Source organism: Bradyrhizobium sp. 154 (assembly GCF_023073875.1).
Lineage (GTDB): Bacteria > Pseudomonadota > Alphaproteobacteria > Rhizobiales > Xanthobacteraceae > Bradyrhizobium.
Genome location: NZ_JADPKG010000053.1, coordinates 35,541 through 57,486, shown reverse-complemented (window position 1 = coordinate 57,486; position 21,946 = coordinate 35,541). Strand labels below are relative to the sequence as shown.

Sequence of the window (21,946 nt, the reverse complement as noted above, 5' to 3'; positions counted from 1 at the left end):
CGCACCGCTACGCGCTGCACCGCGTCCGGGACATGGAAGCAGCCCTAGGCCACGCTCTCCAGAAACGCCTCTTCAGCCGCATGCACCGCATCAGGCGTGCCGACATGCATCCAGACGCCGTCGAGCCGCAGGCCGAACAGCCGCTCCTGCTCGTTGGCGCGATCGAACATTTTTGTCAGCGAGAACTCGCCCCTGGGCGCATCGGCAAAGATCGCGGGCGACATGATCGCGGCGCCGGCATAGACGAACGGAACGACCTCCTTTTCCTTGCGCTTGCGCAAGGCCCCGTCGGGCAGCATGCCGTAATCGCCGCGGCCGCTATAGCCGATGCTGGTCGCGGTCGGCGCCATCAGCAGCAGAATGTCCATGCGCGCGGGGTCGAAGTTTTCCGCAAGCCGCGTCAGGTTCGAGCGCACGCCGTCGATCCACAGCGTGTCGGAATTGACGTGGAAGAACGGCGCGTCGCCGAGCAGCGGCAGCGCCTTCACGACGCCGCCGCCGGTGCCGAGCACTTGGTCGCGTTCGTCGGAGATGGTCACGCGCGGATGCTGGCGCGATGCGGTGTGATTGATGATCTGGTCCGGCAGATAGTGCACGTTGACCACCGCCTCGGTCACGCCGGCATGGCCGAGCTTGTCGAGCACGTGGTCGAGCAGCGGCTGGCCGGCCACCGGCACCATCGGCTTCGGCATCTTGTCCGTCAGCGGACGCATGCGCAGGCCGAACCCTGCGGCAAGCACCATGGCTTTGGTCGGTTTGACGGACATTCTCGCTTTCTCAAATCCCTTGATTTCGCTTTCGCGGCAATCCTAGCATGAGCCTCGGCCAGCCGCACCGCATCCCAACCGCCTTAATCGCCCGCCGTGACGGTTGTACGACGGGTGTTGCCGTCACGCCCCGATGGCGGTGGAGCGCACCTTTTTCTTCTTGTCGCCGAGCTTGAGGAAATTGACGCCGATCTGGTCGCCATTGACCCAGGCCAGCTCGCAGCGCCGGTACGCAAGTCCGGTGGACGACAGCAGGAGAAAAAATTCCTTCAGATGGAGGCCTTCGACCGAGCCGTCGATGGTCAGCTTGGCGCCGGTATCGGAAACGTCCTCCATGGTGCAGTCACGCCGCCAGGTGCCGTCGATGCCCATCATCTGGGCCGGAACCCCGCGCTCGAAAACGACCCGGTTATTGCCGCGCTGATCCGCTTTCGCCGTCATCACCCTTGCTCCAGCCCCGTAACGATCCGGCTGCCTCGCGGCCAGAATAGCGACATCTTGGCTAACGGCTGGTAAATCGGGCCCGGATCAGGGTTGCGGCGGCGGGACGTTGGCGAGATACCAGTCGCGCAAAGAGCCGAGCGCGGGATGCGCCAGCGAGCGTTGGAGATAGGTCCAGATCCGCGGCTGGTGACGCAGATAATGCGGCTTGCCATCGCGGCGATTCAGCCGGGCGAAGGTGCCGAGCAGGCGGGTATTCCGCTGCGCCGACATGATGGCGTAGAGCTCGGCGAAGCCGGCGGCGTCGAAGCTTGCGTCGCTGGCGCGGCGTGCCTTGATATAGCGCGACAGCAGCGTCAGCTCGAGGCTTTCGGGCACGTCGATGCGGGCGTCCTGGAGCAACGACACCACATCGTAGGATTTCGGTCCAAGCACGGTGTCCTGGAAATCGATCACGCCGACGCGTTCGATGCCGCTGCGATTCCCAAGCCAGATCAGATTGGGCGAGTGGTAGTCCCGGATGATCCACGTCCGCGGCGCCGCCAAGGGCTTCTTCAGCAGCTCGCGCCACATCGCGAGAAACTCGGCGCGCGCCTCTTGGCTGAGCGGAGCATTGCGATCGGGCAGATACCATTCCGGCATCAGGCCGATCTCGATCAGCAGCGCCTCGGCGTCGAAGACCGGTATCTCGTAGCTCTGGCCGGCGAGCGGTAAGGTTTCCGGCAGCGTCCTGCCGTGCAGCATGGCCAGCACATCGATCGCAGCCTCATAGCGTTCGGGAATCGGGCGCGGCGGATCGCCTTCGATCACGCCTTCGCTGCCGAAATCTTCGGTGATCAGAAAGCCGTGGTCGAGATCCGAATGGTGGATCGCGGGCGCAGAGATTCCCTGTGCACGCAGGCCTTCGTCGATGGCGACGAAGGGCTTTACATTTTCGGCGAGATGCACTGCGGCGCTGTAGGACTTTCCGTCATAAAGGGCGGCGCCGTCGGGGCGCTGCGGAAAGTTCATGAGAATGACGGTCTCGCCGTCGCGCAGCAGCCGCGCATAGGAGCGGGTCGAGGCATCGCCGGCCATGCGCCGACGCGTCGCGTCGAGATAGCCGGAGGCGTCGAGGAATTCGCGCAGGGCCTTCAGTCGCACGACTTGCGCGGCGCCCTTGCCGTAACCGGTGATGTCGGCCGCGCGCGCATTCGAGCCCAGCGCCGGCCGGTGCGTCAGCGCGATGTCGATGCGGTCTTCGGGCATCGCCGACGGCGCACGCTCTGGCCATTCGATCAGAACGAGGGTTGCGTCCGGCAGCGGCGACAGCCCGATCTCCTCGAGCTCGCTCTCGTCCTCGACGCGGTAGAGGTCAGCATGCATCACCGGGAAGGGTGGCAGCTCGTAGCCCTGCACCAGCGTGAAGGTCGGGCTCGGAACTTCCAGCGTCTCGTCACCGGCGAGATAGCGGATCAGGGCGCGCGCGGCTGCGGTCTTGCCGGCCCCGAGATCGCCAGTGAGCGTGACGGCGTCGCCGGGGCCGACCAGCAGCGCGAGGTCGGCCATCAATTGCGCGGTAGCCGTCTCGTTGTGGAGCGCGACGGAGAATGTGGTTGCTTCGGTCATTCGGCGGCGTCGCGATGCGCCGCCTGGTCGGTCGGGAAGTCGCAGATCACGACCGTGCCCCGGCCGACGATCGAGTCCACCCGTACTTTGCCGCCATGCAGCTCGACGAAGGAGCGCACCAGCGACAGGCCGAGCCCGGCGCCGCGGTGACGCGAGCCCTGCGAGCGGCTTTCGAACCAGTTGAACACCTTGTCCTTCATGTCGGCAGGTATTCCAGGCCCTGAATCTGTCACGGTGAAGACCACGCTGCGCTCGGTGCGGCGTGCGCTGATGCCGACGGTGGAATCCTGTGGAGAAAACCCGACTGCGTTGGCAAGGAGGTTATAGAGCACCTGCACCACGCGCTTCTCGTCGCCGATGAAGCTGCCGATGTCGGGCGCGATCTCGACCTTGAGGCGGATGCGGTCAGTGGCGAGGCGGTCCTGGATACCCTCGGCCGCGAGCTCGATGGCCTTGCTGACGTCGACCGGGCCGAGTTCCAGCTTCATCGCGCCGGCGTCGATGGTGGCGAGATCGAGGATGTTGTTGGTCAGCGCCAGCAGCGCATTGGTCGATTTGGTGACGTAGTCGAGATATTCGGCCTGCTTCGGCGTCAGCGGTCCGGTCGAGGGATCGCTGAGGAAATGCGCGAAGCCGATGATGGTGGTAAGGGGAGAGCGCAGCTCGTAGGAGACGTGGTGGACGAAATCCACCTTCATCTGGTCGGCGGCCTCCAACGCCTCGTTGCGCTCGCGCAGCGCGCGTTCGACATTCTCGGTGTCGGTGATGTCCTGGAACGTCAACATGGTCGCGCCGTCATGCAGCGGGCGGATCATGCCATCGAGCACGCTGCCGTCCTTGCGTTCCAGCTTCAGCGGCACGTCGGCGCGGTTCTCGATCGAGGTGATGGCTTCGCGGATCTGGCGCCAGACCACGGGATCATCGTAGAGCTGATGACACCAGCCTTCGACCGTCTGGATGTGCGGTTCGTCGCGCATGGCATCGCTGGACAGCTTCCACATCCGGACAAAGGCCGGGTTGAACAGCTGCGCCTTGCCGTTGCTGCCGAACACCGCGACGCCTTCCGCGAGGCTGTCCAGCGTCTCGCGCTGAACCCGGATCATGCCGTCGAAGCGGCGGGCGAGCTCGAGGCTCTCGGTGACATCGTCGAACAGATAGGTGACGCCGCCTTCGGGATTCGGCGTGGTGACGACGGAAAGCGCGCGGCCGTCGGGAAGGTACCAGGTGTCCTTGGCGGTCTCGACCGCGCGATAGGCTTCGTGCAGCTTGGCCTTCCAGGCGCGGAAGTCCGGCTGCTCCGGCAATTTGCGCGCGGCGCGGAGCTGGTCGAGCACACCGGAATCATCAGGGTTGGCGTCGAGGAAGGTGCGGTCGAGGTCCCACAGCCGCCGATAGGAATCGTTGTAGAAGGCGAGGCGCCGCTGGCCATCGAACACGGCAACGCCCGAGGAGAGCTGGTCCAGTGTGCGGCGATGCGCTTCCGCCATGCGTACGAGGGCCGAGCTCAGCGCGTCTGCCTCGCTGGCATCGATGGCGACGCCGACACTGCCGCTGCCGACATTGACCGCGCGCACGTCATACATGCGCCGCTCACCACCGATCACGATCGGCAGCCGCGAGGTGAAATTGGCGGCGTCCTTCAGCCCTCGGTCCATCGCGGTGCGGTTGGCGCTGTCGAGCAGCTCGAGCTTGCGCTCCTGGGCATCGATGATGCTGTTCGCCTCAGTCGCTCGGACATAGGCGGGGTTGGCGTAGGTCAGTGCGCCATTCTCCCCCTTGGCCCAGATCGGCCAGGGTGCTGCGGCGGCGAAGCCGCGCAGCATCTCGGTCTCGTCGGAGAGCGCCTTGTAACGCAGATTGGTCTCGGCCAGATCGCGCCGGAGCCCGGAGAGTTCGCGAATCCGCACAATGGCCTGGCCGCCGATGGCGCGGCCGATGGCCTCGAGCGTGTGGCCATGCGCAGTCGTCAGCGTCAGCTGGAACCCATCGCCGCGCTCGCGCAGCGCATCGACCGCATGATCCATCTGGAGCGCGGGTTCCGGCGGCAGCCAGGTTCCGAATGCGAGCACGCGTTGCGGCGAGGAATCGCGCGGCAGCACCATGGAGATGTCACCGGAAATCTGCGCGCGATTGTCGCCGGCCGCCCAGGAGATCAGGATCTGCGGCTCGGCGAACAGCAGGGCGCCGAAGCGATCGGCCTGAAGTTGCAGTTCCCCGATTCGCGCGCGCAGCCGCGCCTCGTTCTTCGCCGTGCGCACGCGCGTGCGCATCAACAGGATCGCGGCCATCACCGAGAAGCCGAGCAGGGCCAGCGCAGTGGCGAGCACCGCGAGTTCCTGCCGGTTGAAATCCAGCATGATGGAGAGAGTGTCGACGAGGTCGGCGGCCTCAGCCGGCGCAGCCGGCAGCAGCGCCGCCAAAGCGCCTCCCAACAAGCCGTTGCGCACCAACGATGTGCACGACAGCAGCGTCCGACGCATCGACACGATCACGCCTGACATAGTTGCCCCAAGATCGCACGGATTTGCGCGCGGCGACCCCCGTCGCGCGCGAATCAAAAGACAATACCCTCACCGTGACTCCGCCGGTAAGAGTCCAGATCGTGAACGCAAAGGCGGCCCCCCAAAAATGCCGGGCACGTTGTTCCAACGCACGTAGTTCTTCGGGTGATTCGGCCGGAGCTATCGTGCCTTAGCGGCCGGTCGAGCCGAAGCCGCCGGCGCCGCGATCGGTCGTCGACAAGGTCGCCACGGGAACCAGCGCGGCCTGCACCACGGGCGCGATCACCATCTGTGCGATGCGCTCGCCGCGCTTGATCACGAAGGGCGCCTGGCCATGATTGATCAGGATCACCTTGATCTCGCCGCGATAGTCCGCGTCGATCGTGCCGGGCGAGTTCAGCACGGTGACGCCGTGCTTGGCCGCAAGCCCCGAGCGCGGCCGCACCTGCGCCTCGTGCCCGGCCGGCAAGGCGATCGCGAGGCCCGTCGGTACCGGCGCATATTGACCGGGCGCGAGCGTCAAGGGCTCGCTGTCCGGAACCGCAGCCATCAGGTCGAGGCCGGCGGCCTCGGCGGTCTGATAGGCGGGCAGCGGCAGGCCATCGGCATGCGCGAGGCGTTGCAGTTCGACCGTGACTTTCGTGCTCAAGATGCCGGCTCCCGGGATTTGTCGGTCACGGTCCTTGCGACATGCGCGACCAGTTCGATGGCGACCTGTTCCTTGGTCATCACCGGCCAGGAATCAACTGCAAACTCGCCGTCCTTCGCGCCATTCTTGCGGCTGATCAGGTGCACGGTGTTGCGATCGCCGCCCATCACGCCGGTGGCCGGCGAGACGTCGTTGGCGACGATCCAGTCGCAACCCTTGCGGGCAAGTTTTGATTTGGCGTTGTCGATGAGATGCTCGGTCTCGGCGGCAAAGCCGATCACCAGCGGCGGGCGCTTGTCGGCCAGCTTGGCGATGGTGGCGAGAATGTCGGGGTTTTCGACGAGCTGAAGCGGTGGCATGCCGGCCGAGGTCTTCTTCAGCTTCTGTTCGCCCTCGTTGGCGACGCGCCAGTCGGCGACCGCGGCGGCGAAGATCGCGACGTCGACGGGAAGCGCCGCCTGCACCTGCTCCAGCATCTGCCGTGCCGATTCCACATGCTTCACCGTCACGCCCTGGGGATCGTCGAGGTCGACCGGACCGCTGACCAAGATCACCTCGGCGCCCGCGGCCTGCGCGGCGGCGGCAATGGCAAAGCCCTGCTTGCCGGAGGAGCGGTTGGCGATGTAGCGCACCGGATCGATCGGCTCATGCGTGGGACCTGCGGTGATGAGCACGCGCTTGCCGGCGAGCGGGCGCGGCACCGGCGGCCGCAGCAGCCGCTCGGCGGCATTGGCGATCTCGATGGCTTCCGACATGCGGCCGATGCCAGCCTCGCCGGCTTCCGCCATCTCGCCGGAATTGGGTCCGATCAACACCGCACCGTCGCGCTGAAGCTGCGCGACGTTGCGGCGTGTCGCCGCGTTGTTCCACATCAGCGGATTCATCGCCGGCGCCAGCAACACCTTGCGATTGGTGGCGAGCAGGATGGCGCTGGCGAGATCATCGGCATGACCGTTTGCCAGCTTGGCCAGGAGATCGGCGGTTGCCGGCGCCACCACGATCAGGTCGCAGTCGCGCGCCAGCCGTATATGGCCGGCGTCGAACTCGCTCTGCGGGTCGAACAGGTCGGTGTAGACGCGCTCATGCGACAGCGCGCTCACCGCCAGCGGCGTGACGAATTGCTGCGCCGCCTTGGTCAGCACGCAGCGAACCTCGACGCGGCGTTCCTTCAGCCGGCGGATCAGGTCGAGCGATTTATAGGCCGCGATACCGCCGCCGATGATCAGGGTGACGCTGGCTTCGGGAACGGCGCTGGTACGTTGTTGTGTCGGAGCTGAGGAGGATGCCGCAGGTGGGACCGCAAACGGCGTCAGCGGCTCCTCGCGGCCCTCGATCAGCTCCCGCAGGATGACCCGGACCTCTTCCTCGACCGACCTGCGGTTCTTGGCCGAGCGCAGCCGGAGATAGGTTTTGACGGCATCGTCGAGCTTGCGGATGGTCAGGCTTGCCATGACGCCCTCCAACACGGAATGATCGCGATGCTATCATTCGTGTGATTGCAGTGCAATCATAGATTCCGGACGGCGATCAGGATGCCGATGAAGGTCGCGGCGATGATCCAGAGCGCCACGGTGCGCCAGCGGTTCTTGCGGCCCTCGCTGCGGCCCATCGCCGCGATGCTCTCCGGCGACAGCCTTATGCCGTCCCGCGTCATGGTCTCGAGCTGCTCCAGCACCTTCACCGACCGCTCGGCGATCTCCGGCAGCCGCATCAGCACCCGCGCAATGTCCCCGGTGCCCGCCAGCGCGCCCTGGACCCGGCCGATCGGACCGAGGTTGCGCTCGATCCATTCGCGCACCACGGGGTCGGCAATCTTCCAGATATCCAGCTTGGGATCGAAAGCCCGCGCCACCCCCTCGACCACGACCATGGTCTTCTGAAGCAGGATCAGCTCGGGCCGCGTCGTCATGTCGAACAGGCCGGTGACCTCGAGCAGCAGCGTCAGCAGCCGCGCCATCGAGATTTCCTCGGCGGTGCGGTTGTGGATCGGCTCACCGATGGCGCGGATCGCTTGCGCGAAGTTCTCGACCGAATGATGCGCGGGCACATAGCCGGCCTCGAAATGCACCTCGGCGACGCGGCGATAATCGCGGGTGATGAAGCCGAGCAGGATCTCGGCGAGGAAGCGCCGCTCCTTCATGCCGAGCCGGCCCATGATGCCGAAATCGACTGCGACGAGACGGCCGGCATCGTCCAGGAACAGATTGCCCGGATGCATGTCGGCGTGGAAGAAGCCGTCGCGCAGCGCGTGCCGCAAAAAGCTTTGGATCACCTTGCGGCCGAGATCGGGCAGGTCGACCTGCGCCTCCGCAAGGCGCTTGTGATCGTTCAGCGCGATACCGTCGATCCACTCCAGCGTCAGCACGTTGTGTGTGGTGCGGTCCCAGTCGACGGCCGGCACGCGAAAATCAGGATCGTCGCGCGTGTTCTCCGCCATCTCCGACAGCGCGGCGGCTTCGAGCCGGAGGTCCATCTCCATCGCGACCGAGCGCGACATGGTGTTGATGACTTCGACGAGGCGCAGGCGCCGCGCCTCGGCCGAATAGGCTTCGGCCTTGTGCGCGACGAAGAAAAAGTCGGAGAGGTCGCGGCGGAAACGTGCGGCGACATTGGGCCGGAGCACCTTGATCGCCACCGGCCTACGGATGCCGCCCCGCAAGACCTCGCCGCGATGCACCTGTGCGATCGAGGCGGCCGCGACCGGCGGGCCGAAGCTTGCAAACACATCCTTCAGCGGCCGTTCCAGCGATATCGTGATCGTGGCTTCCGCTTCGGCTTGCGAAAACGGCGGCAGGCGGTCCTGGAGGCTTTCGAGGTCGCGCGCGATGATGACGCCGACGACGTCGGGGCGCGTTGCCAGGAACTGCCCGAGCTTGAGATAGGCCGGGCCCATTCGGGTGAGGGCGCGCGATATTCGCGGGCCGTGCTTGACGCCGCGCCGCTCGATCAGGCGCGCAAGCTTCAGCGCGAGTTGCCCGGGCGGCGGCACCAGGCTCGGATCGACCGAACCGAACACGCCCTCGCGCGCGAACACGAACGCGGCGCGGATCAGGCGCGAAATGTGGGTGATGGCAGAGATCACAAACGCCAGCCTGAATGCAGTGCGACGATACCCCCGGTGAGTGTCTGCCAGCTGACGCGAGAAAAGCCGGCGTCGCGGATCATGTCGGCGAAGGCGCCGGGCTTTGGAAACTTGCGGATCGATTCGACCAGGTACTGGTAGGACTCGGCGTCGCCCGTGACCATGCGGCCAAGCGGCGGGATCACCTTGAACGAGAACAAGTCATAGAGACGATCGAGCCCGGGCATTTCGACGGTCGAGAATTCCAGGCATAGGAAGCGGCTGCCCGGCTTCAGCACCCGATAGGCCTCGCGCAGCGCCAGATCGATCCGCGGCACGTTGCGGATGCCGAAAGCGATCGTGTATGCGTCGAAGCTGCGATCGGCAAAGGCGAGTGCTTCGGCGTTGCCCTCAACAAAATCGACCTGAGTCTCGAGATGCCGCTTGGCGGCGCGCTCGCGGCCGACGGCCAGCATGTCGGTGTTGATGTCGCAGACAGTGGCGTGGAAGCCAGCGCCTGCCGCCTTGGCGGCGCGGAACGAGATGTCGCCGGTGCCGCCGGCGACGTCGAGCAGCGCGAACGGCCGATCGCTCCTCGGCGGGTCGAGCGCGTTGATCATGATGTCCTTCCAGACCCGGTGCAGGCCACCGGACATCAGATCGTTCATCAGATCATAGCGCGCGGCCACGCTGTGAAACACGTCGTTCACCAGCGTCTGCTTGTCCCCTAAGGGCACGTCCCTGAAGCCAAAATGCGTGGTTTCGCCCGGCCGATCCATTACTCTACTCCACTGGCGGACCATAGCGCGCCCGCCGCAATGGCGCTATCACACCGCTCTCATAAGGTGAATGCCCGACCATGCCTGAATTGCCCGAAGTCGAGACCGTCCGCCGCGGCCTTCAGCCCGTCATGGAGGGAGCGAAAATCCTCAAGGCGGAGGCCCGGCGGGCGGATTTGCGCTTTCCGTTCCAGCCGGACTTCGTCGCGCGGCTCAAGGGGCAGGTCGTCACCGGCCTCGGCCGCCGCGCAAAATATCTCATGGCCGATCTCGCCTCCGGCGACGTGCTCTTGATGCATCTGGGCATGTCGGGTTCGTTTCGTGTCATCAGACCGGACAACGACGCGCAGCCTGGCGAGTTTCACTATCCGCGAGCCAAGGATTCCGCGCACGACCACGTGCTGTTTCGGATGTCCTCCGGAGCGGACATCGTCTTCAACGACCCGCGCCGCTTCGGTTACATGAAAGTGATCGCGCGCGATGCGCTTGATGAAGAGCCGCTGCTGCGCGGACTCGGTCCCGAGCCGCTCGGCAACGAGTTCGATGCCGCGATGCTGGCGCAGTCCTGTGCCGGCAAGACCACGAGCTTGAAGGCGGCGCTGCTCGACCAGCGTGTGGTGGCGGGGCTCGGCAACATCTATGTCTGCGAAGCGCTGCATCGCTCGCACCTTTCGCCGCGCCGGATCGCCGCGACGCTATCGACCAAGAAGGGTGAGCCGACGGACCATGCCAAGCGCCTGGTCGGCGCGATCCACACCGTGCTGAACGATGCGATCAAGGCCGGGGGCTCGAGCTTGCGGGACCATCGCCAGACCTCGGGCGAGCTCGGCTATTTCCAGCACTCCTTCAAGGTCTACGACCGCGAAGGCGAGAAATGCACGATGCCTCGCTGCGGCGGCACGATCAAGCGGTTTACGCAGAATGGCCGGTCGACCTTCTGGTGCCCGAAATGTCAGAAATAACTCGGCCATGCTGATCGAGGTGTGGTGCGCTCCCTCTCCTGCAAGCTTTGCGGGAGAGGGTCGGGAGCTCGCGGCTACATCGGTCTCACCAACTGCCATCAACGCCTGGGACACGAGAATGGAGATGCTTGCAGCACCCTACTTCCGCACGCAGATCACGCGTACGACCGCGGCTTTCGCATCCGTCGATGTGCCATTCGCCGCAACACCGTTCGCCTTGAGGAAATCGCGCACCGTCTCGGCGGCGATCATCACCCCCTGTGACGCCGGCACCGATGTGGCGGGACCCGCGACCGTCGCCGGCTTCAGCAGCGCGATGCCCGCAAACCTGCCGTCGGCGCCGATGGCCGGGCTGCCGGAGAAGCCGAGCGCCGGCGGAGGCGACAGCGCGGAATTGCTGTTTGTCACCGGTGCCAGCGCAGCCTTGAGGCTCGACACGCCGGTGGCGCCGCCCTGGCTCTGTGGATCGGCGATGCCGATGACATCCGCACTCGCCTTCGCTGCGTCGCCGGCGAGGCTGAGCGGCTTCAGGCCGCGTGCGCCGTAGACGTGCAGGAGCGCCAGATCGTGCTCCTTGTCCTCGGCGAGACGGTCGGCACTGCCATAGCCGCCGATCGTGATGGTGAGACAGCCATCGGTGACGAGGCGGTCGGCGACGATCGCGCCATCATCGCTGACGACAATTCCGGTGCCGTAGTCGACGGTCTTGCGCGGCGGCGGCGCGGCTTGCGGCCCCGACGGAAACGCATTGAAGGCGCTCGACATCGCGATCACGACCGGCTCGACAACGTTCTCGGCTGCCTGGTCGTAGAGGATCGTCATGGTGCGAACCTCGTCGCCTTTGAAGGTGCCGCGGACGTAGAACTTCTTCAGACCCTGCAATCCCGACAGCACGAAGAAGTCGGGCTTCACCACAGTGTAATCGACCTTGCGCCCAGACGGCTCCTTCTCCAGATCGGCGAGCCTCGCCGATGTCGGATTCACCTCCTGGCGGCGGCTGAGCAGCACCTGAACCGTGCCGGTCGGGGAAGTCCATTTCGCGCCGCTGGCGTCGCTCGCCTGCTGCGGCACCAGCTTGCCGGGGATGCCGAGCCGGGCGCCGGTGGTCGGCTCGGTCACGATCTTCCAGCCGACGCTCTCCTGTTTCTTTCGTGCCGCCTCAGCCAGCGCGGCGCGCTCCTGCGCATTGAGCACGCCGGTCGGCTTGCTGCCCTTGGCCTTCTGGTACTCCTTGATGGCATTGACCATGCGCTCACTGGCGTCGCCGGTGATGGCGCCATTATACTGGCCGACCCAGGCGAGGTCTGACTGAAGCGCCAGCCGCTCAGCTCTTGCCATGGCATCCATTGTGGCCGACGGAGTCTGCATCGCGGGAGGCCGGGTCGGTACGGTCTGGACCGTCTTCGGCTTGGTACCGGGGACCTGTGGCGCCGTCATCTGGGCGTTCGCGCCTGTGGCGGCCGCAAACATCAGTGTTGCCGCAAGCATCGATCTCATGACAAATCCAGCCAGCCCATTGAACGCCATGTCATTGAAGCACATCTCGTTGGTCGCGAACAATCTCGCGGTGGTTCAGACGGTGCCGCTCATCCTGAAGGAGCCGCGCAAGCGGCGTCTCGAAGGATGGCCGCAGGCGAGATCCGGGCCTTCATGGTTCGCCGGGCGATGCGAAGCATCGTCCGGAGAGCGCGTTCCGCGCTCCGCACCGCGAGGGTCGATAGCGAGGGTGTAGAGAGGCGTACGACGATGCTGAGCCCGGACGAACTCGAACGCTATGCCCGTCATATCGTGCTGCGCGACGTCGGCGGTCCCGGACAGGCTGCGCTGAAGCGGGCCTCGGTGCTGGTGATCGGCGCCGGCGGGCTCGGCGCGCCCGCCTTGATGTATCTGGCCGCCGCCGGCGTGGGCACGCTCGGCGTGGTCGATGACGACGTGGTGTCGCTGTCCAACCTCCAGCGACAGGTGATCCATACGACGCCCGACATCGGCCGGCACAAGGTCGAAAGCGCGGCCGAGCGGATCGCGGCACTCAATCCACATGTCCGGTTCGTCGGCCACGCCACCTGGCTCAACGCCGACAATGCACTCGGCCTGATCGGCGATTACGATCTCGTGCTCGACGGCTCCGATAATTTCTCAACGCGCTATCTGGTCTCGGACGCCTGCTTCTTTGCAAAGCGGCCGCTGATCACCGCGGCGCTCGGAACCTTTGACGGCTCGCTCACCACCATCCGTGCACATGAGATGAACGAGCAGGGCGAATTCAATCCGACCTATCGCTGCCTGTTTCCCGAGGCGCCGCCGCCTGGCACGGTGCCGGCCTGTGCGGAGGCCGGCGTCATGGGGGCGCTGGCGGGCGTGCTCGGCTCGATGATGGCGCTGGAGGCGATCCGCGAGATCGTCGGCTTTGGCGACGGCCTCATCGGCCGCCTCCTGATGATCGATGCGCGCGCGATGCGCTTCGAAACGCTGCGCTATGGGCGCGATCCCGCCAATCCGCTCAACGGCGATGGGCCCGTCATCACTGATCTCAGCGCTCATCGCACCTGATCGCCGCTACCGCGTGGCCGGCTTCTCGCTGTCGAGATGCGCCATCTGTTCGGCCGCATAGCGCGTGCCGGCGGCGACATCCGGCGGAAATGCCTTTGCCAGCGCTGCGAGATGAGCCTGTGTCAGCGTCACCTTGGTTGCGCCGAGTGCTTCGGCCAGACGGGTGCGGGTTCTCGCGCCGACCAGCGGTACGATCTCCTGGCCCTGCGCCGCCACCCAGGCGATCGCAACCAGTGCCGGCGTTGCGCGGATGTCGTTCGCGACCGCGCGAAGCTGCTCCACCAGCGCGAGATTGGCGTCGAGGTTCGCGCCCTGGAAACGTGGTGTCATCAGCCGGTAGTCCTTGCCGGCCTTGCCGCTGTCCTTCGTCCAATGGCCGCTGATCAGTCCACGCGCCAGCACGCCATAGGCCGTGATGCCAATGCCGAGCTCGCGGCAGGTCTTGAGGATATCGCGTTCGATGCCGCGCTCGATCAGCGAGTATTCGATCTGGAGGTCGGCGATCGGGTGCACGGCATGCGCGCGGCGGATGGTGTCGGAGCCGACCTCGGACAGGCCGATATGCCTGATGTAGCCGGCCTTCACCAGTTCGGCGAGGCCGCCGATCGTCTCCTCGATCGGTACGTTCGGATCGAGCCGGGCCGGGCGGTAGATGTCGATATACTCGGTGCCGAGACGTTGCAGCGAATAGGCCAGGAAATTCTTGATCGCTATGGGGCGGCAATCCATGCCGGCGAATTCGCCGGCCGGGCCGCGCAGCGCGCCGAATTTGACGCTGATCTGGACCTTGTCGCGCGAAGTATCCTTCAGCGCCTCGCGGACCAACATCTCGTTGTGGCCCATCGCGTAGAAGTCGCCGGTATCCAGCAGCGTGATGCCGGCATCGAGTGCCGCATGGACCGTGGCGATGGCCTCGCCGCGATCGGCGGGGCCGTAGACCTCTGACATGCCCATACAGCCGAGCCCAAAGGCGGAAACCGTGGGGCCGGTTGAACCGAGTTTGCGCTGTTCCATGATGGCTCTCCTCGAAAGGTGCGGCAGGCTGAATGCGCCGCGTGACGAGGCCAGATATGCCCTTGGTCCATTGCCCCGATAAGCTGGACAATCCAGAATAGCTTGTTCATTCTGGCGAATAATGGCCGAGCCTGACCTGCGCGATCTCGATGTCTTCGTGGCGGTCGCCCGCACCCGCAATTTCCGGCGTGCGGCGCAGGATATTCGCGTGTCGGTGTCGAGCCTTAGCCAGCGACTACGGGACCTGGAGGAGCGCCTCGGCGTCCGCCTGATGAACCGCACCACCCGCAGTGTCGCGCTGACCGAGGCGGGCGAACTGCTGCTATCGCGCGTCGCACCGGCCTTGCGCGACGTCGGCGATGCCTTGGATCTGGTGCGGGGCCTGCGCGAGGTCGCCTCGGGCCGCCTGCGTATCAATGCGCCGCCGCCGGCGGTCGACCTCGTGCTGGCGCCGATGGCGGGGCCGTTCCTCGCAGCATATCCGCAAATCGATCTCGACATCGTCTCCGAGAGCGGTTTCGTCGACATCGTCAGCGCCGGCTACGATGCCGGCGTGCGCTATGGCGAACATCTCGCGCAGGACATGGTGGCGATTCCGCTAAGCGGCTCGCAGCGCTATATTGTCGTCGCATCGCCCGACTACGTCGCGCGCCGCGGCAGGCCGAAACATCCGAGGGACCTGCTCGACCATGATTGCATCCGCGCACGCTACTCAAGCGGCGTCATGCACGATTGGGAATTCGAGAAGGCCGGCCAAATCGTGAAGGTGGATCCGCCGGCCAAGCTGATTTCGACCAATATGAATCTTTCCATGCGCGCTGTACTCGACGGCGCCGGCATCTGGGCAACGCTCGATGGCTACGTCCATGACGCCGTGAAGTCCGGCGCGCTGGTCAGCCTCATGGAGGACTGGTGCGAGCCGTTTCCCGGACCGTTCCTCTACTATCCGAGCCGCCGCCAGGTGCCGCCGGCGCTGCGGGCCTTCATCGATTTCGTCGCAGGTTGGCGGAAGCGCAAGACGGATCGATCCTAGAGCATGCTCGGCAGCACGCGATCCGGCGGCTTGTGGGCATCGAGGAAGGTGCGGATGTTGATGATGACCTTCTCGCCCATCTCGACGCGGCCTTCGATGGTGGCGGAGCCCATATGCGGCATCAGTGTCACCTTGCCCGCCTTGGCGAGCCGCACCAGTTTTGGGTTGACCGCAGGCTCATGCTCGTAGACATCGAGGCCGGCGCCGCCGAGCTCGCCGCCTTCGATCAGCTTTATCAGCGTGTCCTCGTCGGTCACTTCGCCGCGAGCGGTGTTGACGATGTAGGCGTCTTTCCGGATCAGCTTCAGTCGCCGCGCCGAGAGCAAATGATAGGTCGCCGGCGTGTGCGGACAGTTCACCGAGATGATGTCCATCCGCGCCAGCATCTGGTCGAGGCTCTCCCAATAGGTCGCGCCCAGCTCTTCGGCGATCTTCGGCGCGACCGGGCGGCGGTTGTGATAGTGGATCTGCAGGCCGAAGGCGCGGGCGCGGCGCGCCACCGCCTGGCCGATGCGGCCCATGCCGATGATGCCGAGCCGTTTTCCCCCGATGCGATGGCCGAGCATCCAGGTCGGCGACCAGCCTGCCCAGGGCTTTCCTTCCGTCAGGATCGAAGCGCCTTCTATCATCCGCCTGGGTACGGCGAGGATCAGCGCCATGGTCATATCGGCGGTGTCTTCGGTCAGAACTTTTGGCGTGTTGGTGACGGTGATGCCGCGGGCATGCGCGGCTTCGACGTCGATATTGTCCACGCCATTGCCGAAATTGGCGATCAGGCGGAGCTTGCAGTCTGGCTGATTGATGACATCGGCACTGATGTGGTCGGTCACGGTCGGAACCAGCACGTCGGCGGTGCGCGCGGCTTCCGCGATCTGCTCGGCCGACATCGGCGTATCGTCGAGATTGATCCGCGCGTCGAACAGCTCGCGCATGCGCGTCTCGACCGAGTCCGGCAGCTTGCGCGTCACAACGACGAGGGGCTTTTTCTTCACCGACATGTCCTGCCCTCATGAGGCGTCGCAGCCCGCCTCTGTCACCAAAAGCTGGCCGTTGAGGCCTCATTAACCCGGTTGTTCGACACTGCCCTAGCCGTGTCGTCCCCGGCGTTTCCTTCAAGCTCTCCCGATATTTCCGGCCGGAAAATCGGGGCAAACTGGTTGTTCAAGCGTCCGTCCTCTCTAGCAGAAGGCCGGGCCAAGACAAGAACCACGGGTCAGGGCTTGCGGACCTCGTTCTGGGGAACACCCGCGTGGGGCGGGACAGGGGCTGACGCGGCAGGGTTTTGGATTTTGGGGTGAGGACCCGCCTCGGGCGGGTCTTCGACAGGAGACGGGTTGATGGCGTTGGGGCGTTTTTGTTCGGTGATGGCGCTCGTTTGCACCTGGTTGAGCGCCTCGGTCAGCCCCTCGCATTCGGCGAAGGACACCACCCCCCAGACCGCCAGCGGACTGCCGGTGCCGCGCTATGTCAGCCTCAAGTCGGATCACGTCAACGTTCGCGCCGGCCCGACCAAGGACAATGACGTGGCCTGGGTCTATACCCGCGCCGGCCTGCCGGTGGAAATCACTGCTGAATTCGAGAACTGGCGCCGGGTGCGTGATTCCGAAGGCGCCGAGGGCTGGGTCTATCACTCGCTGCTGTCGGGCCGCCGTACCGCGGTCGTCACCATGAAGCACAAGGACGACCTCGCGCCGATCTACGACCGTCCCGATCCCGACAGCGCGGTCGCAGCCAAGCTCCAGGCCGGCGTCGTCACGCAAGTGAAGAAGTGCAGCGCAGGCTGGTGTCACGTCACCGGCAGCGGCTTTGACGGCTGGATCCAGCAGGAGCGCCTCTGGGGCGTGTACTCGGACGAGCAGGTGAATTGACGCCGCAGGCGTCGTCCAGGACGGCTGGGCAAACGAAAAATGGCCGGGACAAGCCCGGCCACGACGATCTCAGATTTATCTCAGCAAATCTCAGCGCTTCTTGCGCAGGCGCACGACCATGTCGATGCGCGAGATCTCGTAACCCTCGGGCACCTCGGGCATCTTGGACAGCGCCAGATGCGGATCCTCGATATCCACCAGCTCATGGCTGTTCTCGAGGTAATAGTGGTGGTGGGTGGTGACGTTGGTGTCGAAATAGGTCTTGGTGCCGTCGACGCTGACCTGACGGAGCAGGCCGGCATCGGTGAGCTGGTTCAGCGTGTTGTAGACGGTCGCCAGCGACACCGGAACCTTGGCCAACGTCGCTTCCTCGTAGAGCATTTCAGCCGTGAGGTGGCGCGCACCCTTGCCGAACAGGAGCCAGCCGAGCGCCATGCGCTGGCGCGTCGGACGGAGCCCGGCGGACTGGAGCATTTCGTTGACGTCGTGCCACGGGCAACCGGTCAGGGCCGGCTGGCGGCCGGACAAGAGGGCTGCGGAATGGACGTCGTCGTCGTGAGGGGGCGCGGTATTCTCGCTCATTATCCAGATTTCGGGCGCGCGTGAACTATATGTCTCTTGCAATATAAGGACAGAAAGATGCAGGTGCAAGTTTCTCGCAAGTAGAGAGGTTCTAATCAAGCTTGGAACCGCGCGAAGCGCCGGTCATTTTACCTTCATAGACGCGCTTTGCCACTCGAAATGGCCTGTGTTAGAGAGCGCGCGGTTCCGCCTAGCCGATTTGGCGCAGCCAAGCATGGTGGCCCGGTCCGCAGTCCATCCGGGCTTGCGGGAGGTGCCCCTGACGATGGCAATTGGCGTTGCTCTCCGACCGAGACGGGGCCCATTTTCGCCAAAAAACGCCGCTCAATCGGGATTAGAACAGAGGCTCGTGCATGCTGAACAGGCGCAACGGTTACGAATACGAAGATCTGCTGGCGTGTGCCCGCGGCGAAATGTTCGGCCCGGGCAATGCCCAGTTGCCGCTGCCGCCGATGCTGATGTTCGACCGCATTACGGAAATTACCGACAATGGCGGGGAGTTCGGCAAGGGCCTAGTGCGCGCCGAACTCGACGTGAAGCCCGACCTCTGGTTCTTCGGCTGCCACTTCAAGAACGATCCGGTGATGCCCGGCTGCCTCGGTCTTGATGCGCTGTGGCAGATGGTCGGCTTTTATCTCGGCTGGAGCGGCGGCGAAGGTCGCGGCCGCGCGCTCGGCCTCAGCGAGCTGAAGTTCGGCGGCCAGGTGCTGACCGACGCGCGCAAGGTTGTGTACAACGTCGATATCAAACGCGTGATGCGCGCAAAGCTCGTGCTCGGTATCGCCGACGGGTGGCTTTCGGTCGATGACCAGATTATTTATCGCGCCAAGGATCTGAAGGTCGGCCTGTTCAAGCAGGGCACGAGCCTGGGCTGAGCGCATCACCAAGAAGGCAACGATTGAGGCGAGGCTGTCATGAGGCGGGTTGTGGTCACCGGGATGGGCATCGTCTCGTCGATCGGAAACAACACCCAGGAAGTGCTTGCGAGCCTTCACGAGGCGAAGTCGGGCATTTCGCGGGCTGAGAAATATGCCGAGCTCGGCTTCCGTTCGCAGGTACAAGGCGAGCCCACACTCGATCCATCGACGGTGGTCGACCGCCGCGCCATGCGTTTCCTCGGTCAGGGCGCGGCGTGGAATCACGTCGCGATGGAGCAGGCGATCCAGGATTCCGGTCTGTCGCCCGACGAAGTCTCCAACGTCCGCACCGGCATCATCATGGGCTCCGGCGGCCCCTCGGCGCGAACCATCGTCGAGTCCGCCGACATCACCCGCACCAAGGGGCCGAAGCGCGTCGGCCCGTTTGCGGTGCCGAAGGCGATGTCCTCCACGGCCTCCGCGACGCTGGCGACCTGGTTCAAGATCAAGGGCGTGAACTACTCGATCTCCTCGGCCTGCGCGACCTCGAACCATTGCGTCGGCAATGCCTACGAGACGATCCAGATCGGCAAGCAGGACGTCATCTTTGCAGGCGGCTGCGAGGAGCTGGACTGGTCGCTATCGGTGCTGTTCGATGCCATGGGTGCGATGTCCTCGAAGTACAATGACACGCCCGCCACGGCCTCGCGTCCCTACGACGTCAATCGCGATGGTTTCGTCATCGCCGGCGGCGCCGGCGTGCTGGTGCTGGAAGAGCTCGAGCATGCCAACGCGCGCGGTGCGCGCATCTATGGCGAGATCGTCGGTTATGGCGCGACCTCGGACGGTCACGACATGGTCGCACCATCAGGCGAAGGCGCCGAGCGCTGCATGCGCATGGCGATGTCGACGGTGAAGACCAAAGTCGACTACATCAATCCGCACGCGACCTCGACGCCTGCCGGCGATCCGCCGGAGATCGAGGCGATCCGAAGGGTGTTCGGCGTCGGCGAGAAGTGCCCGCCGATCTCCGCGACCAAGGCGCTGACCGGCCACTCCCTGGGCGCTACCGGCGTGCAGGAGGCGATCTATTCGCTGCTGATGATGAACAATGGTTTCATCTGCGAGAGCGCGCACATCCAGGAGCTCGATCCCGTGTTCGCGGATATGCCGATCGTGCGCAAGCGCATCGACAACGTCAAGATCGGCACCGTGCTGTCGAACTCCTTCGGCTTCGGCGGCACCAACGCCACTCTGGTGTTCAGCCGGCTGGATGTGTGATTTTAGCGATGCTGTCATGCCCGCGAAGGCGGGCATCCAGTGTGCCGTGGCTTCTCGATCTATCACATACGGCTCTGGAATACTGGATCGCCCGCCTGCGCGGGCGATGACCCCGGAATAGTGGGAGCAAAGAAGCAATGGAAGGTTTGATGAAAGGCAAGCGCGGTCTGATCATGGGCATCGCCAATGATCATTCGATCGCCTGGGGCATGGCGAGGACGCTGCATGCCCAGGGCGCCGAGCTGGCCTTCACCTTTCAGGGCGAGGCCTTGGGCAAGCGCGTCAAGCCGTTGGCGGAGCAGCTCGGCGTCGATCTGGTGCTGCCTTGCGACGTCGAGGACATCACCAGCGTCGATGCGACCTTCGCAGCGCTCCGCGACAAGTGGGGCCAGCTCGACTTCGTGATCCACGCGATCGGCTTCGCCGACAAGAACGAGCTGAAGGGCCGCTACGCCGACACCACCCGCGAGAATTTCTCGCGCACCATGGTGATCTCCTGCTTCTCTTTCACTGAAGTCGCCAAGCGCGCCGCCGAGCTGATGACAGAGGGCGGCAGCATGATCACGCTGACCTTCGGCGCCTCGATGCGGGCGATGCCGAATTACAACGTGATGGGTGTGGCCAAGGCGGCGCTGGAAGCCTCAGTGCGCTATCTCGCCGCGGATTTCGGGCCGCGCGGCATCCGCGTCAACGCGATCTCCGCAGGCCCCATCCGTACGCTCGCCGGCTCCGGCATCGGTGAAGCGCGGGCGATGTTCGCATTCCAGCAGAAACATGCGCCGCTGCGCCGCGGCGTCACGCTCGACGAGCTCGGCGGCTCGGCGCTGTATCTGCTGTCGGATCTGTCGGGCGGCGTGACCGGCGAGATTCACTACGTCGATTCCGGGTACAACATCATCCTGATGCCGAAGCCGGACGACTTGAAGTCGCCGGACTAGCCGGCCGCGATCTTCTCTGCGCGCTGGAACGCCGGCCGGGCCATGCAGCGCGCGAGATAGGTGTCGAAGACCGGACGCGACGGCACCATCTTGAACAGACGCACCGCGAAGTTCAGGCCCGAGCCGATTGTGATGTCAGCAGCGGAAAAATTGTCGCCCAAGATCCACGGTCCCTTCTCGAGCGCCGCTTCCAGCACGTCGAAGACCTGCGTCGCGCTGCCCCAGGCCGCGGTCGAGGTCGGGATCTCGATCTTGGTGAAGATCTGGATGATGGCGGGCTCGATGCAGCTCGGCGAGAAGAACAGCCATTGCAGATAGCGCGCGCGGCGCGGATCGATCACAGCGGGCGCGAGCTTGGTCTCGGGATAGCGATCGCCGATATAGGCGCAGATCGCAGCGGCCTCGCCGAGCGCGGCGTCGCCGTCAGTCAACGCCGGCACTTTGCCCATCGGGTTGATCTTCAAATAATCCGGCGCCTTCTGCGCGCCGGTCGAGATGTCGGTCAGCACGCGCTCGTAGGGCAGACCGCTCTCCTCCATCAACCAGAGCGTCGTGAACGAGCGCGACCGGGGTGACCAATAAAGCTTGATCATGACGCGTCTCCTTTATTCTTCCATCGATAATATTTCATCACGAACCCGTTCGACGGTTCGATCTCTTCCGTCTCGAACACGAAACCTTCGCGCTCATACCAGCGCCAGGCCTTTTCGTTCTCGCGCACGCAACGCAGGTACATCTCGTCAGGCAGTTGCGTGCGTGTGAAGGCGAGCAATCGCCGGCCGAGCGATTGGCCCTGATAAGCGGGCGCGACGAAAAGCATGTCGAGATAGCGCTTCGGCAGATGCAGCGCCAGCATCGCGGCGATCGTGCCGTTGTCGTCGGCGACGAACAGGCTCCAGCCGTCCTCGATCTCGCGTCGGATCCGGACGCGGAGATTTGCCAGCAGGAAATCGCTGACCTCGGCGAGGCCGGTCGAGACCCAGCTCAGCATCCAGACGCGGGCGATCTCGTCATATTCGTCTGCGCGCGCGATGCGGATGATCGGTTGCGACATC

Annotated in this window: 21 protein-coding genes; 7 read left to right on the top strand and 14 right to left on the bottom strand. The window is 64.9% G+C overall.

The annotated features are described in order from the left end of the window. Positions 1-44: 44 nt before the first annotated feature. The 8 genes from IVA92_RS14065 to ubiE form a co-directional block, all read right to left on the bottom strand. A complete protein-coding gene (locus tag IVA92_RS14065; protein WP_247276509.1) occupies positions 45-767 on the bottom strand; it encodes a nucleotidyltransferase family protein in 723 nt (240 codons plus the stop codon). 123 nt (positions 768-890) lie between these two features. Further along, positions 891-1,208: a PilZ domain-containing protein gene (locus IVA92_RS14060; protein ID WP_247276508.1), complete on the bottom strand. Its 318-nt coding sequence runs from the start codon at positions 1,206-1,208 to the stop codon at positions 891-893. Between the two features lie 87 nt (positions 1,209-1,295). After that, positions 1,296-2,816 carry a tRNA (adenosine(37)-N6)-threonylcarbamoyltransferase complex ATPase subunit type 1 TsaE gene (tsaE, locus tag IVA92_RS14055; protein ID WP_247276507.1) on the bottom strand — a complete coding sequence of 507 codons (1,521 nt, stop codon included), beginning with the start codon at positions 2,814-2,816 and terminating at the stop codon, positions 1,296-1,298. Beyond that, the gene (locus IVA92_RS14050; RefSeq protein WP_247276506.1) at positions 2,813-5,317 is read right to left on the bottom strand and encodes a PAS domain-containing sensor histidine kinase; all 2,505 of its coding nucleotides are present in this window, start codon (positions 5,315-5,317) and stop codon (positions 2,813-2,815) included. The genes tsaE and IVA92_RS14050 overlap by 4 nt, the downstream gene beginning before the upstream one ends. A gap of 190 nt (positions 5,318-5,507) precedes the next feature. Next, entirely contained in the window at positions 5,508-5,966 is a 459-nt protein-coding gene (dut, locus tag IVA92_RS14045; protein WP_247276505.1) for a dUTP diphosphatase, read from the bottom strand. Next, complete coding sequence (gene coaBC, locus IVA92_RS14040; protein ID WP_247276504.1) at positions 5,963-7,417, bottom strand: bifunctional phosphopantothenoylcysteine decarboxylase/phosphopantothenate--cysteine ligase CoaBC; 1,455 nt, start codon at positions 7,415-7,417, stop codon at positions 5,963-5,965. The genes dut and coaBC overlap by 4 nt, the downstream gene beginning before the upstream one ends. A 56-nt stretch (positions 7,418-7,473) precedes the next feature. Continuing rightward, a complete protein-coding gene (gene ubiB / locus IVA92_RS14035) occupies positions 7,474-9,048 on the bottom strand; it encodes a 2-polyprenylphenol 6-hydroxylase (RefSeq protein ID WP_247276503.1) in 1,575 nt (524 codons plus the stop codon). Continuing rightward, positions 9,045-9,806 carry a bifunctional demethylmenaquinone methyltransferase/2-methoxy-6-polyprenyl-1,4-benzoquinol methylase UbiE gene (ubiE, locus tag IVA92_RS14030; RefSeq protein ID WP_247276502.1) on the bottom strand — a complete coding sequence of 254 codons (762 nt, stop codon included), beginning with the start codon at positions 9,804-9,806 and terminating at the stop codon, positions 9,045-9,047. The genes ubiB and ubiE overlap by 4 nt, the downstream gene beginning before the upstream one ends. An 80-nt stretch (positions 9,807-9,886) precedes the next feature. Here ubiE and mutM point away from each other — a divergent pair, with 80 nt between their 5' ends. Next, positions 9,887-10,768, top strand: a complete 882-nt coding sequence (gene mutM / locus IVA92_RS14025; RefSeq protein ID WP_247276501.1) for a bifunctional DNA-formamidopyrimidine glycosylase/DNA-(apurinic or apyrimidinic site) lyase — start codon at positions 9,887-9,889, stop codon at positions 10,766-10,768. A 138-nt stretch (positions 10,769-10,906) separates the two neighbouring features. Here mutM and IVA92_RS14020 read toward each other — a convergent pair whose 3' ends face one another. Continuing rightward, positions 10,907-12,265: a serine protease gene (locus IVA92_RS14020; protein ID WP_247276500.1), complete on the bottom strand. Its 1,359-nt coding sequence runs from the start codon at positions 12,263-12,265 to the stop codon at positions 10,907-10,909. A gap of 249 nt (positions 12,266-12,514) precedes the next feature. Here IVA92_RS14020 and moeB point away from each other — a divergent pair, with 249 nt between their 5' ends. Continuing rightward, complete coding sequence (gene moeB, locus IVA92_RS14015) at positions 12,515-13,318, top strand: molybdopterin-synthase adenylyltransferase MoeB (protein WP_247276499.1); 804 nt, start codon at positions 12,515-12,517, stop codon at positions 13,316-13,318. A gap of 6 nt (positions 13,319-13,324) precedes the next feature. Here the strand turns inward: moeB and IVA92_RS14010 are convergent, their stop codons facing one another. Then, complete coding sequence (locus IVA92_RS14010) at positions 13,325-14,332, bottom strand: aldo/keto reductase (protein ID WP_247276498.1); 1,008 nt, start codon at positions 14,330-14,332, stop codon at positions 13,325-13,327. A gap of 121 nt (positions 14,333-14,453) precedes the next feature. On the opposite strand from IVA92_RS14010, the gene IVA92_RS14005 reads away from it, so the two are divergent. Then, positions 14,454-15,365, top strand: coding sequence for a LysR family transcriptional regulator (locus tag IVA92_RS14005; protein ID WP_247276497.1), 912 nt, complete (start codon positions 14,454-14,456; stop codon positions 15,363-15,365). Here IVA92_RS14005 and IVA92_RS14000 read toward each other — a convergent pair. After that, positions 15,362-16,363 carry a D-glycerate dehydrogenase gene (locus IVA92_RS14000; protein WP_247276496.1) on the bottom strand — a complete coding sequence of 334 codons (1,002 nt, stop codon included), beginning with the start codon at positions 16,361-16,363 and terminating at the stop codon, positions 15,362-15,364. The genes IVA92_RS14005 and IVA92_RS14000 overlap by 4 nt on opposite strands. 339 nt (positions 16,364-16,702) lie before the next feature. Between IVA92_RS14000 and IVA92_RS13995 the strand changes: the two genes are divergently transcribed. Beyond that, a complete protein-coding gene (locus IVA92_RS13995) occupies positions 16,703-17,233 on the top strand; it encodes an SH3 domain-containing protein (RefSeq protein WP_247276495.1) in 531 nt (176 codons plus the stop codon). 90 nt (positions 17,234-17,323) lie between these two features. Here the strand turns inward: IVA92_RS13995 and irrA are convergent, their stop codons facing one another. Further along, a complete protein-coding gene (gene irrA / locus IVA92_RS13990; RefSeq protein WP_247276494.1) occupies positions 17,324-17,815 on the bottom strand; it encodes an iron response transcriptional regulator IrrA in 492 nt (163 codons plus the stop codon). A gap of 353 nt (positions 17,816-18,168) precedes the next feature. Between irrA and fabA the strand changes: the two genes are divergently transcribed. The 3 genes from fabA (at position 18,169) to fabI (ending at position 20,891) form a co-directional block, all read left to right on the top strand. Then, positions 18,169-18,690, top strand: coding sequence for a bifunctional 3-hydroxydecanoyl-ACP dehydratase/trans-2-decenoyl-ACP isomerase (fabA, locus tag IVA92_RS13985; protein WP_247276493.1), 522 nt, complete (start codon positions 18,169-18,171; stop codon positions 18,688-18,690). 39 nt (positions 18,691-18,729) lie between these two features. Next, positions 18,730-19,953, top strand: coding sequence for a beta-ketoacyl-ACP synthase I (fabB, locus tag IVA92_RS13980; RefSeq protein ID WP_247276492.1), 1,224 nt, complete (start codon positions 18,730-18,732; stop codon positions 19,951-19,953). A 137-nt stretch (positions 19,954-20,090) separates the two neighbouring features. Further along, the gene (gene fabI / locus IVA92_RS13975; RefSeq protein WP_247276491.1) at positions 20,091-20,891 is read left to right on the top strand and encodes an enoyl-ACP reductase FabI; all 801 of its coding nucleotides are present in this window, start codon (positions 20,091-20,093) and stop codon (positions 20,889-20,891) included. Here fabI and IVA92_RS13970 read toward each other — a convergent pair. Together IVA92_RS13970 and IVA92_RS13965 are read right to left on the bottom strand one after the other, a co-directional pair. Continuing rightward, on the bottom strand, positions 20,888-21,484 hold the full coding sequence (locus tag IVA92_RS13970) for a glutathione S-transferase family protein (protein WP_247276490.1): 597 nt from the start codon (positions 21,482-21,484) through the stop codon (positions 20,888-20,890). The two genes, fabI and IVA92_RS13970, sit on opposite strands and share 4 nt — an antisense overlap. Then, positions 21,481-21,945, bottom strand: coding sequence for a GNAT family N-acetyltransferase (locus IVA92_RS13965; RefSeq protein WP_247276489.1), 465 nt, complete (start codon positions 21,943-21,945; stop codon positions 21,481-21,483). Before IVA92_RS13965 ends, IVA92_RS13970 begins: the two co-directional genes overlap by 4 nt. Position 21,946 lies beyond the last annotated feature (1 nt).